Origin of the sequence: Pedobacter cryoconitis (genome assembly GCF_014207135.1) — a bacterium.
GTDB lineage: Bacteria > Bacteroidota > Bacteroidia > Sphingobacteriales > Sphingobacteriaceae > Pedobacter > Pedobacter cryoconitis_D.
This window is the reverse complement of sequence record NZ_JACHCC010000012.1, coordinates 172,285-188,967: the sequence shown is the minus strand read 5'-3', so window position 1 is coordinate 188,967 and position 16,683 is coordinate 172,285. Positions and strand designations below refer to the sequence as shown.

General features: G+C 41.6%; 15 protein-coding genes. 3 read left to right on the top strand and 12 right to left on the bottom strand.

The genetic code is table 11. From position 1 onward, the window contains the following. Positions 1 to 70: 70 nt before the first annotated feature. Complete coding sequence (locus HDF25_RS21380) at positions 71 to 1,510, bottom strand: PLP-dependent aminotransferase family protein (protein WP_184628433.1); 1,440 nt, start codon at positions 1,508 to 1,510, stop codon at positions 71 to 73. Positions 1,511 to 1,598: 88 nt separating this feature from the next. On the opposite strand from HDF25_RS21380, the gene HDF25_RS21375 reads away from it, so the two are divergent. Beyond that, positions 1,599 to 2,129: a GNAT family N-acetyltransferase gene (locus HDF25_RS21375; RefSeq protein WP_184628432.1), complete on the top strand. Its 531-nt coding sequence runs from the start codon at positions 1,599 to 1,601 to the stop codon at positions 2,127 to 2,129. A gap of 6 nt (positions 2,130 to 2,135) precedes the next feature. Then, positions 2,136 to 2,690, top strand: coding sequence for a peroxiredoxin (locus HDF25_RS21370; protein ID WP_184628431.1), 555 nt, complete (start codon positions 2,136 to 2,138; stop codon positions 2,688 to 2,690). Positions 2,691 to 2,739: 49 nt separating this feature from the next. Here HDF25_RS21370 and HDF25_RS21365 read toward each other — a convergent pair whose 3' ends face one another. Beyond that, on the bottom strand, positions 2,740 to 3,198 hold the full coding sequence (locus HDF25_RS21365) for a VOC family protein (RefSeq protein ID WP_221450984.1): 459 nt from the start codon (positions 3,196 to 3,198) through the stop codon (positions 2,740 to 2,742). Positions 3,199 to 3,268: 70 nt separating this feature from the next. Between HDF25_RS21365 and HDF25_RS21360 the strand changes: the two genes are divergently transcribed. After that, positions 3,269 to 3,619 carry a winged helix-turn-helix transcriptional regulator gene (locus tag HDF25_RS21360; RefSeq protein WP_184628430.1) on the top strand — a complete coding sequence of 117 codons (351 nt, stop codon included), beginning with the start codon at positions 3,269 to 3,271 and terminating at the stop codon, positions 3,617 to 3,619. On the opposite strand, the gene HDF25_RS21355 is transcribed toward HDF25_RS21360, so the two are convergent. The 10 genes from HDF25_RS21355 to HDF25_RS21310 form a co-directional block, all read right to left on the bottom strand. Next, positions 3,609 to 6,116: a DUF5686 family protein gene (locus tag HDF25_RS21355; protein ID WP_184628429.1), complete on the bottom strand. Its 2,508-nt coding sequence runs from the start codon at positions 6,114 to 6,116 to the stop codon at positions 3,609 to 3,611. The two genes, HDF25_RS21360 and HDF25_RS21355, sit on opposite strands and share 11 nt — an antisense overlap. A 299-nt stretch (positions 6,117 to 6,415) precedes the next feature. Continuing rightward, positions 6,416 to 6,760, bottom strand: a complete 345-nt coding sequence (locus tag HDF25_RS21350) for a cupin domain-containing protein (protein WP_184628428.1) — start codon at positions 6,758 to 6,760, stop codon at positions 6,416 to 6,418. After that, entirely contained in the window at positions 6,757 to 7,302 is a 546-nt protein-coding gene (locus HDF25_RS21345; RefSeq protein WP_184628427.1) for a GNAT family N-acetyltransferase, read from the bottom strand. The genes HDF25_RS21350 and HDF25_RS21345 overlap by 4 nt, the downstream gene beginning before the upstream one ends. Position 7,303: 1 nt before the next feature. Further along, positions 7,304 to 7,930 carry a class I SAM-dependent methyltransferase gene (locus tag HDF25_RS21340; RefSeq protein ID WP_184628426.1) on the bottom strand — a complete coding sequence of 209 codons (627 nt, stop codon included), beginning with the start codon at positions 7,928 to 7,930 and terminating at the stop codon, positions 7,304 to 7,306. 43 nt (positions 7,931 to 7,973) lie between these two features. Beyond that, the gene (locus tag HDF25_RS21335; protein WP_184628425.1) at positions 7,974 to 8,846 is read right to left on the bottom strand and encodes a cyanophycinase; all 873 of its coding nucleotides are present in this window, start codon (positions 8,844 to 8,846) and stop codon (positions 7,974 to 7,976) included. A gap of 9 nt (positions 8,847 to 8,855) precedes the next feature. Beyond that, positions 8,856 to 9,881, bottom strand: coding sequence for an isoaspartyl peptidase/L-asparaginase family protein (locus HDF25_RS21330; RefSeq protein ID WP_184628424.1), 1,026 nt, complete (start codon positions 9,879 to 9,881; stop codon positions 8,856 to 8,858). Positions 9,882 to 9,892: 11 nt separating this feature from the next. Further along, a complete protein-coding gene (locus HDF25_RS21325) occupies positions 9,893 to 11,290 on the bottom strand; it encodes a RagB/SusD family nutrient uptake outer membrane protein (protein ID WP_184628423.1) in 1,398 nt (465 codons plus the stop codon). Positions 11,291 to 11,300: 10 nt separating this feature from the next. After that, a complete protein-coding gene (locus HDF25_RS21320; RefSeq protein WP_260409433.1) occupies positions 11,301 to 14,663 on the bottom strand; it encodes a TonB-dependent receptor in 3,363 nt (1,120 codons plus the stop codon). A gap of 64 nt (positions 14,664 to 14,727) precedes the next feature. Then, a complete protein-coding gene (locus HDF25_RS21315; protein ID WP_184628422.1) occupies positions 14,728 to 15,819 on the bottom strand; it encodes a FecR family protein in 1,092 nt (363 codons plus the stop codon). Between the two features lie 213 nt (positions 15,820 to 16,032). Beyond that, on the bottom strand, positions 16,033 to 16,584 hold the full coding sequence (locus HDF25_RS21310) for an RNA polymerase sigma factor (RefSeq protein ID WP_184628421.1): 552 nt from the start codon (positions 16,582 to 16,584) through the stop codon (positions 16,033 to 16,035). Between the last annotated feature and the right edge of the window lie 99 nt (positions 16,585 to 16,683).

The following is a 16,683-nucleotide window of genomic DNA, read 5'->3' as shown; positions in this document are numbered from 1 at the left end:
GAGAACCATCCCCATTTAGATGTCATAGTTTTGTCATATGAGCCAAATTTATAAATTTATAACGTATTAGCTAAGATCCATGATTTAAGCTTCCTGCTATATCGGCCAGGTCTCTTAAACCCTTCTCCAGCTTGCTGTTCCAGGACATTCCGTAATTCAACCTGATACAATTGGAAAACTGATCCTGCAAAGTAAACAATCTGCCGGGGGCGATGCTGATTCCTCTTTTGATAGCCTGATCATACATTTTAAGCGTATCAATTTTCTGATCAAACTCTACCCATAAAACTATCCCTCCCTGCGGCCTGCTGACTTTTGTTCCCTCAGGAAAATAATCATTAATCGCCCGGATATACTGTAGACTGTTTGTATGTAAAGTATTCCTCAGTTTACGCAAATGATGTTCATAACGCCCAGTCTCTAAAAAATTCGCAATGACTTCCTGGGTAATATTAGTAGAAGTGATTGAATGAAAAAGTTTCAACCGCAGGATTTCAGTTTTAAATTTCCCGGGAGCCAGCCAGCCTACACGATAACCGGGAGCAAGTGTTTTAGAAACAGAACTGCAGCATAAAATCAGTCCGCTTTCATCAAATGTTTTACAGGTATTGGGCCTGCTGGTCCCAAAATAAATGTCCCCGTAAATATCATCTTCTATCAGCGGAATGTTGTATTGCTGAATGAGTCTGACCACTTCTTTCTTGTGTTCATCTGGCATGAGGCTGCCCAGAGGATTACTAAAATTACTGATTAGCAAACATAAATCAATTTTATTGGCTTCCAGGGCCTTTTTTAACGCATCTATCTCTATCCCGGTTTGCGGATGTGTCGGTAGCTCCATCACCTTCAGCCCAAGACTTCTGGCCAATTGCAGAATTCCAAAATAAACCGGACTTTCGACCGCGATGGTATCTCCGGGTTTAGCTAAAGCCATCAAAGCATACGAAATTGCATTCACACAGCCAGAAGTCGTAATGATATCTTCATGGCTCAGTTCCGGCATATGAAAAGCCTGTCTTGCCAGCTGCCTTCTTAATCTTTCATTTCCCTGTAACTCACCATAAGCGGTTCCACTTCCTTTTAGTTCACGCATAGCTTGTACTAAACCTTTATTCAGTTTAGCGATTGGCAGTAATTCATCGGCAACGACAGCGTTAGACAAAGCAATGTCAACTGGCCCTGCATTACTGTAAACCTTTTCCAGCAGCACTTCAATCGGCATATTGCTGCTTTCAGTGCCTGGCTGACTTGTTTTAGGTAATCCCGGATTTCTTTTCAGCGACCCACTGACAAAATAACCAGACTTGGGTCTGGTTTCCACCAAACCCTTACTTTCCAGTTCATAATATACCTTTATAGCTGTCGTCTGACTTGTCCCATGTAACTTACAGAAATCACGGAGTGAAGGCAGTTTATCGCCTATGGCTAATACATTATTCCTGATCTGTAACTCCAGACCATTTGCTATTTTCTGATACAGATGGTATTTCTGAACTGATTTCTTTTGCATAACGTCAAACTGCTATGCACAAATATAACAAAACTGCATCTGCATTGATAATTCTATTTCGTTTAAATTTGCACTATACAATTCAGTTATGGACTTATTACATATTACATACATATTACGTAGTACACCAAAAGACATAGATGCAATTTTTGATCTTTATGATCAGGCCACCGAGTATCAGAAAAAAACTGGTGGAGGCCTGTACTGGCAGGGCTTTGAAAGATCATTGATCCAAAAGGAAATGGAAGAGAACAGACATTTTAAAATCATGGTAGATGGTCAGCTGGCCTGCACCTTTTGTATTGCTCACCAGGACCCGTTGATCTGGAAGGAAAAAGATAAGGATCCGGCGGTTTACATTCACCGCATTGCCACTAATCCTGCATTAAGAGGTAATTCTTATGTCAAACATATCGTTAGCTGGGCTACAGCTTTTGCCAGAGCAAACCAACGCTCATTTGTCAGAATGGATACCGGCAGCGGCAATGAAAAACTCAATAATTATTATATCAGCTGTGGATTTAATTATCTCGGGGTAACACAACTGGAAGACACCAGCGGTTTACCCAAACATTACGAACATGGTTCTTTCAGTTTATTTGAAATCCCCGTTAATTAACCTGCTATGACAAGTCTGGAAATTTTGCCACCCAATTTACCCGTTCCTGTTGATGACGGTGCCTGTGATCATCTTTTAGGTTTGAAAATCCCTGACCTGGCTTTAAAAGCTACTCATGGAGAATTTGTAAATCTTTCTTCCCTGAAAGGTCGTCTGGTTATTTATTGCTACCCGATGACCGGACCGGAGCATATTCCACTTCCAGATGGCTGGGATGCCATTCCTGGTGCAAGAGGCTGTACACCACAAGCCTGTTCTTTCCGCGATCATTACCAGGAACTGAAGCAGCTCGACACACAGGTTTATGGCATGAGTACACAATCGCCAGCAGATCAGCTCGAATCAAAAGAACGTTTACATCTCCCTTTTGATTTATTAAGTGATGAAAATCTGGCTTTTACCAGGGCTCTGAACCTGCCCCTCCACCTGATAGCTGAACTGAAATACCTGAAAAGGGTGACGCTGATATTTGAGGATGGAATCATTGTGAAATATTTTTACCCGGTTTTTCCACCAGACAAAAATATTGACCAGGTCCTCCATTATTTAAAAAAGGGATAAAGAAGACAGACCGGAAATCATACAAACCTGATTTCCGGTCTGTTAATGGTTAAAAAGCTGCCCGTTCCAGGAATTCGATAACCTCACCGTTCGGACTGTAGACTAAAGAGTTATATACAGTGATTGCAGGATCGCCCAAATGCAGAGTCATTGGTTCATGGCACGAGGTAGCTCCACCTGCAATAGCCATTTCATAAGCCAGACGAGAATCTTTCACAGTCAGACAAATATGCAGCAAGGCAGTCTGAACAAACTCTTCCCCTTTCTGCTTTTGTCTTCCCTGTGCCGGGATATCAGCTTCACGATCATAGATTTCTATAAAACTCAGGCCATCCGCCGACTTCAGCATAGCCGCCTGTTTAAGATTAAAGGAAGGCAAAGACCAGGTATGTGCTACACTATAATCCAGAACCCTGGTATAAAAATCTACCGTCTGCTCAAAGTCCTGTGCCCTGATGGCAATATGATGCAGCCCCAATACGCCAATATCATTTTTAGGTGTTGTCATAATTTAAGAATTTATTGGCAAATTTACAGCTGTAAACACCTGCATGAATGAACTTACAAAATTGTAAGCGATGAGAAAAACAGCTTCAACCAATTATATTAATGAGCAGACCCTGCACGGTTTATGCGATGCCGCTTATACCTTATCCGTATTGAGCGGACGCTGGAAACTCACCTTGCTAGTCAAACTAAAGGAAGGAAAAAAACGGTTTTCTGAATTAAAAGACCAGATTCCTGCAATTACAGAACGTGTATTAGCCCTTCAGCTAAAAGAACTCGAAAAAAGCGGGCTCATCCTGAAACAAAAATCAACCCCCAAAGGACAACTATACAGCTATGAATTAACCTCTTTAGGGATTTCACTCGATCAGGTCATCCAGTCCCTCTCCGACTGGGGCATCGCCCATAATCCTACAGTCTGAACTGCAAAGTTGTTCTGATAGCGAAATTTGATGACGGTAAACCAGCTTCAGCCGGGTGATTCCGATGCGTTATCCGATGCAGGAAATCTACACGGATAAATTTAAAAATGTTTTCCACGCCATAACCAACTTCCACATAAGGAACACCGCCCAGACTCTTGTTCAGATTAGTCCGGCCTCTGACAAAAGCTTCGTTATTTTTATCAGAAAGTGCTCCTTCCAATACATTTAATACGGCTACAGTACGCATATTCAATGACTTCAGCAAAGGGATACTATTCGTAATCAGACCTTCCATATGCTGCGTATAGTTCAGGGAAACAAACCTATCGCTGGTAAATTCTAAAAAACGCATGGTATTAAAATTATACCGGTGATTTTCCAGTAAAGGATAAGGCAATGCGCTCGGGATATAACCTGCTGTAAAAGAATAATCACCTATCCCGAAAATCCCCATCCTGGGCCGCTGACTAATATTAAAGAAGTATTTACTATAGTTAAAATCTCCGTAAACCGTTTTCAATCCTTTGATGAAACGGAAAGTCAGGATCGGGTTATTATTTCCGTTACCGACAACCAGTCTTTTGTTTAGCTTCGAAGATTCCAGCATACGTCTGCCCGGTGTCCACTGCAATTCAGTTCCAACTTCTGAAACCTCATACCGATTATAAGTTTGATCATCATCCTTATCACGGTAATGAAAATTAAACAAAGGATCGAAGGTCCGGTGAGAAAGGGTCAGTTTAGCCCTTACCGTAGGAGAAAGATCCGTCTGAATATAAGTACTCGCCGCATTTTGGACAAATGGTCCTCTCCTGATTACATTTCCATTCCGGATAGCAGCCAGGAAAACATTGTTGCCCCGGTTCATGAAGTTTTCAAACTGATAACCGGTTTGCGCAATATCATGCTGATAAGAAATTCCGGCCTGAACCCATGGTTTGCGGGAGAAAATATAGTCTACCGCAGCATTGTATTTAAATTTTTCATCCCTGAAACCGTAACTCAGAAAACCGCTCAGAATCAGTTTATCACTAAAACGGGCATTGGTCGTCGCGCCGATCCGCAATACACTACCTTCCAGATCATTATAACTGTAAGTATAGGGATAGGGTCCAAAACTGATTTTACCTACCCTGTAATATCCATTGATTAACATGCCAGCTATATCTGCATAAGTTTTCACCAATGGCAGATTTTTGACCGTATCAATCATTTTATAAACCGCTTTATCAGTAGCCGTTACTGAATCAGCACGGTTTTTCACCCAGTACTGATCGTCCTTTTTATTGGCATCATCACTCATCACCAGGCTTTCTTTAAAATCCCCGGCCGGATAATCTTTATTGACAACTATATTCTTATTGGACAGATAAAACTTGGCGATAAAACCCGAGAGTTTTTTCTGCGTGGTTCCAACATTAACAACGATCCTTGTTTGTCCGGGTAGCCAGGCTGTAGTCCCTTCAGCCTGTACCATGGCTTGCTGTATCCTGACTTTATTTAAAAAGTTCAGATTCGCATCCTGCGAAACCTTACAGTCAATCTGGTATAAGGCATAGCTGTCACGCGTAATCCACATCACCCCGTCAAAAGCAAGGTCATGCGAACGTTTAGGCTTAAACTCAATTTTATAACATTCCCTGCCATTGATCTTATCATAAGCTTCAACCAGTTCGTAATTATAAAATGTTTTCCAATTGTCGCTCGTTGGAGATATAAAATCTTTATTAGCCAGTCTCAGATAATTATTATAAAAATTATACTGTAAAAATGTAGAACCTACCAGCTGAGAAATCAGGGTTTCATCTTCGATCCCTACGCCACTCACCTTTGTCCGCAGGACATGTTCTGTTTTCCTTTCCGGATTCGTATTGTATTTATAATCTGAAACCGTCTCTGACATAAAAATAGGCAAAATGGGTGTACCTTCCTCACCCGCAATCTTTTGCAGGTTCTCCATTAAAGGCATTACCTGTTTAATTACCTTATTTTTCTTTAACTTTTCACTGATATTGGTAACTGATATTTCAATACGGTTATAGCTCTGGTATGCATAACTCTTTAAGTACTTCTGGTCGTTTTGGGGTTTGTTCTTTACCATGTGTTCCATGACCTCCCAGGCAGGGTTCACATAAGTTTTAGGCGTAATGGTAACCCCGTTTAACAACCTTCCATTCACAGCCAGCTGAAAATCAACTATAGTATGAGGTGCTTTAGGCAGTACCTTTTTGCCGGGTAAATAGCTGACATAGGCTGTATAGACAGAATCTGTAGCCAGATGTTCGGGTAGTGTCAGATTATACAAACCATCAAAGTCTGAAGCCGTCGCCTTAACCATTCCATTTTTAAGCTTTACAAATATGGTCGCATAGGGAATAGCCTCACCGGTTTGTGCATCAGTTATTTTGCCTGTAATGACCCTGGCGTGCTGTGCACTGGCAATGTTAACAAACAACAGGTTCAGCACTAACACAACACCTGCATTACGCAGCATGCTTTTAGCATTAAACAACCGGAAGAAAAAAAAGGTGAGTACCCTAACCTGCATAAAGTGTATAATATATTCTTAGTAGACGCCAGAATCTGTCCATACCCCCACTCAGGTATATAAGATTAATACCTTTAGGGAAGAAATGATGATTAGGGTCTGATTATTTTTTGAGCGTTAAAGAGCCATCTATTTAGAAACAAATTTGTTACAAATATAGTACAAAGGAATTGTCTCAGGCCAAAAAGCTATTTATTAATATAAATTTAACAAAAACAACGGAAGAAAAATACATTAAGTTCATATTATTCTTCGACAACAACCCTGTCCCCATGTGCTTTTGGTGCAGAGATGACCAGAAAACTCAGTGGTAAACTGCTCCGGTTTGTAATCTGATGTTTCACTTCGGGCAGCACATGAATGCTATCTCCTTTAATCATAGTCCAGATCTTTTCCCCGAGTTTAAAGGTAGCCACGCCATCCAGGATATAAAAGACCTGTTCTGCTTTTTCATGATAATGCAGAACTTCGCCGGTATCAGGAGGCATCAGTTCCTGGATCAGACTTAAACCAGGTGACTGGAGCAGGTGCCAGCCATCACAATCCGTACCCCATTTATAATGTTCAGCTGTATAAATTGAATTGATCATAAGCTATCAGTTGTTTTCCATTCTTCTCTGGTAATTTCAAACCAGTCATGTTCATCTCCTTCCAGGTCAAACTGTGCCGTACACCGTAAACCTATTTTTTCCAGTACACTTCTTGACGCTGTATTTTTCACATCCGCTATGGCGTAAATTGTATCCAGGTTAAGACTTTCAAAACCATAATCCAGCGAAGCTTTAGCTGCTTCAGTGGCAAATCCCTTTCCCCAGTATTTCCTGATCAGCCTGTAACCTACGTCATAATAATTCACATGATTATTATAATTGACCTTCATCAGCTTTAACCCTGCCCAGCCAATAAAAGAACTGGTTTCCTTTTCCACAATAGCCAGCCTGCCAGTCCCATTGGTCACATATTGGTTTCGGATAAATTCAATAGCTTCTTCCACCTGCTCCATACTTGTGACAGGCTGATTACCCAGATATTTATGGACAAGCGGATCAGTATCCAGCTCATACATCCCATATTTATCAGCAGCTACAATTTCTCTTAAAATCAGTCTTTCGGTTTCCGCAAAAATCTTCATATTACCTTTTTCTCAATAACAGGTTTAATATTCTTGGAAGAGTTCCGGACTGATCATCGTCAAAATATTCATTCAGCGTGATGATTTCAAATCCGTATTTTTTAGCGAGAGTGGTAAATTCAGAAATATGATGTGTAAAGCAGGTAACTGCCTGTTGTCCTTCGGCCGTATCAAAACGCGCACCAGAGCCCGAATATTGTTTAAATGGATGCAGTTCGCCTATGTAGACATAACCGCCTGCATCCATTATTTTTACTATCTCTTTAAAGATATGGTCAAGATTTTCAATATGCTCGAGAATCAGGCTAAAGCCTATCAGATCATATTTTCCATCTGTAAATAACCAGGGTTCAGTAATATCAGCCTGCTTGAAATCAACCTGGCTTCCTTTATTTTTAGCTTTGGCTTTGGCCAGCATTTCCTCAGAAAAATCCACCGCAGTGTGCCTTTTTGCCCTTTCTGCCAGCCAACTTGTATTCTTACCTGTTCCGCAACCAATCTCCAGACAACGTTCAAAAGAAATATCATCCAGAACTGTTCTTAATGCCAGCCCTTCCAGATCACGTGTTTTATTCTGATTGGTATCGTACTGTATTGCCCAGTTGTTATATGCTTCCCGAATGCTCATATCTCAAATTTAGCAAACAGGATATTATTTTTTCAAAAAAAACCTATTTTAAATTGAATTGATCACCCGCCCCATATAAACTAAACCGTAAATCCTCTACAGTGATCAGATGGTTTGCGCCAACTTTTAGTTCTTTAGGATCAGCTATTCTAACCACCTGACTTACACCAGCCACTGTTATCTTTTTACCATGAACAATAATCGCGGTTCCTTCGTCTATACCAATACATTCATAGGAAGGATAAGCCGCAAGAGCAGAAAGCAGCCGGTTATATCTGCTCCGTTTTAAAAAATGCTGGTCAATAATCACCGAATCCAGCAAACCCATTCCACTTTCAAATTCGATATTATCCGCCCGTAATTTGTTAAAAGTTTCCCGGTAGCTGGTATCCAGTAACTGGTTCCCGGTTATCATATGTCTGCTCATTACCGCTGCACCAGCACTTGTACCAGAAATAGTTGCCCCTTTTTCATAGGCTTTATGAATGGCCGCGTAAACCGGAGTATTCAAAACTACTTTCATAAATTTGCTTTGATCACCACCGGTAATAAAGACAAGTTTTGCATTTTCCAGAGAGTCCAGCCATTTTTTATCGTTCACCCGCTCACCCTGAAAATTAAAATTATAGATTTTGTTTTTTGCAGCGGCAGATAACTGTGCCTTAATCGCCTCAAAAGAAGCTTCAGGTTCTTCGGTTGCCATAGGCAACACAACAATATAATCCGCTGTCCCCAGCTTCGCTGTCTGGATGAGCTCTCTGATGAGTTCAGGAGAACGGTCCCCACCACCAATAATAAACAGACTCCCTTTAGGTAAAACAGGCTTACTCTTAACCTGACAAATTCCAATGTTTACTGCGCAGAGTAAACCCACCAGCAGTACATACCGCAGGTATAAATCAATTCTATTAACCATGATTAGCTTTTATTTATAGATCAGCACTTCAATTTTACCACCTTCAGTCACTGTCCCACGGTACATACCTTCAGTATTAAATGGCATGGTTACATTTCCTTTGGCATCTAAAGCAATCAGACCGCCATCACCTCCCATTTTACCCACCTTGTCCAAAACTATTTTGGCTGCTTCTGCTACCGGCAGGTTTTTATATTCCATCAGGGCAGAAATGTCATGTGCCACCACATTACGAATATAAAACTCTCCCCAGCCTGTGCAGGAAATACCCGCTGTTAAATTATTCGCATAAGTACCGGCACCAATGATCGGCGAATCCCCTACACGTCCATATTTCTTATTGGTCATCCCTCCGGTCGAAGTACCTGCAGCCAGGTTACCTGCCTGATCCAGTGCAACAGCTCCCACTGTACCAAATTTATAGTCATGGTTAATTGTGCCCAGTTTCATGCTTTTTTTATTCCCGTGATCCAGTACAGCCTTGGTCGAATCTTCTTTAATAGCTTGCTGTAAGCCATCCCAGCGTTCTTTAGTATAGAAATATTTAGGATTAACGATTTCAACGCCAGCCTGTTTCGCAAATAGCTCTGCACCCGGACCAACCATCATGACATGCTCCGATTTTTCCATCACAGCCCTTGCTGCCGAGATCGGGTTCTTAATTGTAGTTACACCAGCAACCGCTCCAGCCATCAGCGTTTTTCCATTCATGATCGCTGCATCCATTTCATTACGTCCGTCATGCGTAAACACAGAACCTTTTCCAGCGTTAAACAATGGAGAATCTTCCATGATATGAATAGTAGCCTCTACTGCATCCAGACTCGTTTTTCCTGATTTCAGTACATCATAACCGGTTTGCAGTGCTTTGGTCAATGCAGCGATATAGGCTGCTTCCTTTTGCGGGGTCATATTTTTCCGCGTAATGGTTCCGGCACCGCCGTGAATGACCATGACATATTTTTCCTGTGCGAAAGTTACATTAGCCACTAAACATAAAATTAGTATAGTGAGCAATTTCAAATTTTGGTTCATGTGTTTGGTTTTTAATATTTAGGATTTTGAACTGTGTTTTTATTAACGGAAATCTCCAGTGCAGGAATAGGCAAAGCATATTGTGCCTGTGAAGGTAATAAGGTAACTGCACCAGAAGTATTGATCGCATCTTCAGGTAACCTTTGTACTGGCAGGTTTCTTCTTTTCAAATCAAAGAACCGGTGACCTTCAAAAGCTAATTCTTTGAACCGTTCCGTATAAATTGCATTGATTAAATCATCTTTACCATTGAAAGTTACAGGATTATAACCATTAATCCTTGCACTGCGTAAAACATTGATATCCCCGGCGGCATCTCCCGAAGTTTCAGCTTCAGCTTCTGCCCTGATCAGGTACATTTCACCTGTTCTGAAGAGTTTAATATCTGCCAGACCTGGTGAAGCTGCTGCCCCTGCGTATTTATTAACCAGGTATTTGGAAGTATTGACACCTCTGGTATCATCAAACCTGATATAGGCTGCATAACGTACGTCATTAGAGGTATCAAAGGTGTTAATCAGTTTAAAAGAAGGGGCATACAGTACAATCCCTCCTGACTGACGGTAATATAATTCCCCGATCAGGTTATCTGAACGCGGGTCTCCGAGTACTCTTTTCAATTTCCAGATCACCTCATTATTGGCCACATCTGTCCAGATTCCAGGAAACTGGTTTATAGTTGCCAGCGGCGATTGATTAATAGCCTCTGTCGCATAAGTAATCGCTTCAGCCCAGTTCTTAGCATATAAAGCTAACCTGGCCTGGATCGCAGAGACTGCTGTTTTGGTTAAACGGGTATTATCAGTAAAAGAAGTTGGAAGCAGCGCTTTAGCTGCTACAAGATCAGCTTTAGCATCAGCGACTACTACCTCAAATGGATCACGGGCAGGGTAACTGATTACAGACGTTTTCATATAAGGAACTCCCAGGGCACCGCTCTGATAAGCCGAAGCATACATCCTGAGTAATTCAAAATGACAGAATGCCCTTAGTGCCAGCAGTTCACCTCTGTATTGATCCCTCAAAGGCTGGTCAGCCGCAGCAACGGTTATTCCGTCCAGCCCGGCAAGCGTCCTGTTTACCCGGTCAATAGTAACATAATAACCCGGATAAGCCGAAGTTACTGAACCGTTGTCAGGCGTATAAAGCCACCGGTGGGCATCGGTATTACTGACCGTATTTTCGGTAGGCAGCATGACCTCATCTGAGACCACAGAATTGACTCCGATCAACGTATAATCTAAATTAGCATAAGCCCCTAATAAACCCAGATTTACATCACTCAGGTTTCTGTAAGCTTTGCTGGCATCAATAATGTCTGTTGGTTTGACATCCAGTTTGGTACAGGAAAACAGCAGTACCGACAAAGAAAGTATAAGTGTATATTTGATATAGTTATGATTAATCATGGTCGTAATTTTAAAAGTTAACACTAATTCCCGCAGTATATGTTCTTGCATTAGGATACTGGAAAAGCCCGGCCACTCCGTTATTTTCAGGATCAAGCCCTCTCCATTTAGTCCAGGTCACCAGGTTCTGGCCCTGTACAAAAACCTTTAAATTTTTAACCACTTTGATCTTTTCCAATAAAGCCTTAGGTAAGGTATAACTGATATTCACGTTTCTGAGTCTCAGGAACGAAGCATCCTGAATATCTTTGGAAGTGAAATTCCTTGGAATGTCAAAACGTTGCAGGGTTTTCACATCGCCTGGTTTCATCCACCGGTCATCCAGCATTCTGATCGACTGATTACTGGTCGCATAACGCTGATTTTCATTATAAAAATCTTCATTATTCCATCTGGATACCCCGGATACAAAAGAGAACAAGGCACTGGCGGTAATTCCTTTCCAGCTTAAACTTGTATTAAAACCACCGGTAAAGGAAGGATATAAACTGCCTGATTTAGCCACACTCTGCGTATTGGAATTGTAGGTGGTGGTAATGCTGCCATCCTTATTGTAATACTGCGCCTCGCCTGTCTGCGGATTGACCCCTGCCCATTGTGGCGCATAATATGATCCATAAGGTAAACCTACCTGTAAAATCCTTGTATCACCATCCGGATAAGAATCAGCCACATCTGATACGTGCAACACTACATTTTTATTATAACCTGCATTCACGCCCAGCGTCCAGGTAAAATCCCTGGTTTTGATCACATCACCGCTCAGGTCAAATTCAACACCTCTGTTTCTCATCTTACCCGTACTTAAACTCAGCACAGAAAATCCGGAAGTAGCCGAAGGCGGCTGATCGATGAACATGTTGTTGGTAATTTTGTTATAATAATCGGCCGATAAGCGTAATCTGCGGCTTTTAAATAAAGTCAGGTCAAAACCTGTATTGAATTCTTTAACATATTCCCAGTCAAAATTAGGGTTGCCCGCAGCAGTAGGGCTGATCCCTGGTGCCCCTCCATAACTTACATTAGTGCTATAGGCTGGAAGATACAGGAAATCGCCTGTTCCGAAAGGACTCGCTGAAGTACCGTAACTCACTCTGAAACTCAAATCTGAGATCAGCTCATTCTGCTTTAGAAAAACCTCATTTTTCGCATTCCAGTTAGCTCCGGCAGAGTAAAACCCGCGCCATTTGTTTTGAGGAGCCACCTTGGTAGAACCATCATAACGATAGCTTCCGGTCAGTGTATACCTGTTATCATAGGTATATCTTGCCACGCCCATAAATGAGGCCAGGGCACTGCTTGTTTTTGAACCATTTACGTTAGGCAGGTAATCTGCACTATTGGTAATTCCTGCCGGTGTTTCCGGCAGACGGCCGTCTAAACCAAAGCCCGAGAAACCAAAAGCATTATAGTTATTATAGTTGTATTCATAAAAAGCAGAAGCTTCAAAATCGTGTTTCTGATTAAATGTTTTAGCATATGTCAACCCTGTAGTAGAACTGATATTGAAATTTCTCCGGGTACCTTCATCAAATCTTCCTTTTCCGCCAAGCGTATTGGAATTATTGATTGACCCGTAATAAGAGTCGGGATTGATATAAGCCTGGTCAGTTGAATTTCTATAGTCTATTCCGGCTTTGGTGGTAATTTTCAGCTCTGGCAATAACTGATAAGCCAGGCCCACCCCAATAATAGATTTTAACTGGTCAGTTTTACTTGAAGAATTCAGTAAACGTTCCAGTGCCTGACTGCCTTCGCGCTGATCCAGGATGAAGTATTTATCCTGGTTCCCCGGATGAATCAAAGTACCATCGGGTGCATAAGGATTTTCATAAGGCAAGGCATAATAAACAGCCGACATAGCTGTCCCACCCCTGCTGCTGCCTTCCCCTTCAGTGAAACTCTGGTTAGAATAACCAATATTCAGGTTGACATTTCCGGAAAATTTATCTGATTTAAAATCAAGGTTACTTTTCAGTGCATATCTTTCCAGACCGGTACGTCTGGCAATACCATCCTGTTTATAATAGTTCAGGGAATTATAAAACCGGACATTTTCATTTCCTCCGCTCACACTCACCTGCTGTTCCTGGAATTTACTTTGCTGGTAAAACTCATCTCTCCAGTCAATATTGATATGTCTCAGGCTATCCAGAATATGATCTGCGGTTTGTCTGAAAGCAGCTGTACCAGAAATATAATCAGGATTTTTCGGAGAATAAGTCCATCCCGGCCCGAGTGTTCTTCCAAAATCTACGCCGACACCTTCTTCAAAAGCAAGTCTTTGCGTGGTATTCATCATCGTGAATTTGGGTTCAGTCAGTTTAGAAAAACCATATTGAGAGGTATACTGAACCTGTATTTTACCCGATTTTCCTCTTTTACTGGTAATCAGGATTACACCATTAGATCCCCTTGACCCATAAAGTGCTTTTGCAGAGGCATCTTTTAATACCGTTACATTTTCAATATCAGCCGAATTAATCGTCTGAAAATAACTGGCTTCAATCGGTGTTCCATCCATAATGTATAAAGGATCTGTAGAACCATTGATACTACCTACCCCACGAATAACCACTGCTGCACTCTGTCCAGGCTGACCGGAACTGGATATCACACTCATTCCGGCTACACGCCCCTGCAGGATCTGGTCAAAAGTCAGTGCCGGTACATCGTTAATTTTATCGGCAGAAACTAAAGTTGCTGCACTGGCAGACTGAGTCCGTTTATAATTGGTATAACCAGTGACAACCACCTCCTGTAAATTTCTGTTGTCCGTTTTGAGCACAATCTGCAGGACATTCCCGCTGGCAGCAACTACTTGTCTGACATAACCTACATAAGAAAATTCGAGCATAGCCGAATGATCGGGAACACGGATGGAAAATTTCCCCTCACTATCTGTACTGGTTATGACCGATGTGCCGCTTAACCGGACAGAGACACCAGGTATTGGCAAACCAGTTTCATCTGCTACACGACCTGAAACAACAATGTCCTGCCCTTTTTTCCCTGAATAAATAACGACCAGGTTACTTTCTTTAAGCATATAGGTCAGGTTTGTCTGTTTTAAGATCAGTTGCATAGCCTCATCCAGCGAAACATCATGCACATTTAAAGAAGCTTTTTCATCACCTGATAAGATGCGGTCACTATAAACAAAGCGGTAATCCGTCTGTTTTTCGATTGTCTTTAATAAATTACGGATGCTGGTATGCTCTGCCGTAATACTGATTTTCTGCTGTGCAAATCCCGAAGCGGAGACCTGCATACACATAATCAGTAAGATAAAGCCGGTAAGTTTAGTCAGCAGCAACATTCTGCTGCTGACTAAAAACTTACCAGACTGCGTAAGAAGTAAGGTTTTTCTCATATTGGTTGGTTTAAGGTTTGTTGATATAAATTGTATTGGTGGTTAGCTTATTGTGGTCCGCTGCTTATTTATTGATGACTATCCTGTTTTGTTCAACTTTAAACTCAAAAGGATAAGCAACCTGCAGGGCCTCAAGAGTTTTGGTAATACTCTCATTTTCAAAGGTTCCGGAATACCGGTAATTTTTCACCAGTTCGTCCTGAATGACGATTTCGATTCCATACCAGCGCTGAAGTTTCGCTGCAACTTCTGCAAATGGCTCGTTATCAATGGTCATCCGGTTTTGTACCCATGCCGTTTCTTCAGTACTGTGAGCCGGATGAGCTCCATGCAACACGGATACGGCAAATATCTTTTTAAGATCTGCCTGCTGACCTGCCGGCAGGTTCCGGTAGACCAGTTTCTGATCAGGTTTTAATAGAACGGAATAACCCGGATGTTGCTTTGAGACAACCTGAACACTACCACGGATCAGGGACGTTTCAATAGCACTGGTCCGAGGATAAGCTTTGACATTAAAACTTGTACCTAACACTCTGATATCATTCCATGAAGTATGTACAGTAAAGGGATGAGCGGCATCATGTCTGACTTCAAAAAATGCTTCGCCACTCAGCCATAATTCTCTCTGCGCCGGACTGAAATTAGCTGCCAAACGGATTTCACTGTGTTTGTTTAGGGTAATTACCGTCCCATCGGCCAGCACAATTGTTTTTCGAGGTTGGTTCCCGGAGGCAAAATAAGATGCACTTGCAGACTGACTCTCTTTCACCGTTAAGTTACGATGCAGCATAAAAAACAAAGACCCCAGTAAAAACACAATTGCAGCTGCAATACCACTGTATTTATAAAAACGTGGACGGATCTGAACTGGTATTTTCAGTTGATCGTTCCTGGTCAGTAAATGCTGAAAGGATGCTTTTTGTAAAAGTCCCGATTTCAGTTCTTTTACCTGTTCCAATCTGCTACCTTGTTTGACGGCAAGTATATTGACTAATTGTTTGGCATTTTCAATATCAGCAGCTCTTTCAGGACGGGCACTAATCCAGTTTTCCCATAAAACATGATTTTCCAGACTTTTTCCCAGACAATAGTCCTGAAAAGACTCATTACAAATCAATTCTTCTGTTAAAAAATCATTTTCCGGAAACATCATATCTTCTTTTTATCTTACAGACGGAGAAACAGGAGATTTTTCCTAAGGAAATCTGATGTTTTTTTCAAATAAAAAACAGGAGCTCTGGGTACTGTTCGAGATGAGGCCACCATTAGGCCACCATTACCCCACGTTCAGGCCACCTTTTGCCTTAGGGAAAACGTGGCCTCAGCATAGTTATAACACAGTCCGATGGTGGGATTTCCCCGACCATTACTTAAGGATCTTCCGAAGTGTTTTGATAGCGTCGTAAACCGTATTATAAGCGGTTTTTACCGTCTGAGAAGTTCGCTCTGCGATCTGGTCATAACTGAGTCCCTCAAAAAATTTAAGCTGAATCAGTTCAAACTGTCTTGGCGTAAGTTGTCCGATTGCGATTTTCAATTTATTTTTCAGCTCTTCATCCTGCTGTACACCAATCATGATCTCCTCATAGGAAAGCTCATTGGATTCGCTGGTTTCACCCATTTGATGAAGGGCGTGATTTGTCCGGTCAATATAGGCCAGCTGATCGAGCATACATCTTTTAAGCGATGTCATCAGATATGATTTTACGTTTTCCACCGGGTTCAGCTTCGCTCTTTTATCCCAGAGATTCAGAAAAACCTGATTTACACAGTCTTTTACCAGCTCATCATCAGGATTGATTTTCAGACCAAAACGGATTAAATGAAAATACTGGTTATTATACAAACCAAACAAAGCGTCCTGGTCACCAAGCCGCATTTGTTCCCAATAATTTCTATCATCTTCTCCCGAAATCATAAATCGATTTGAATATATGAATTTGCGGTGCTATTCGGTGATCATTGGAAAAAGATTCTGAATTTTAAGCAGGCTCTTAAACAGACTCCTAACCTGATG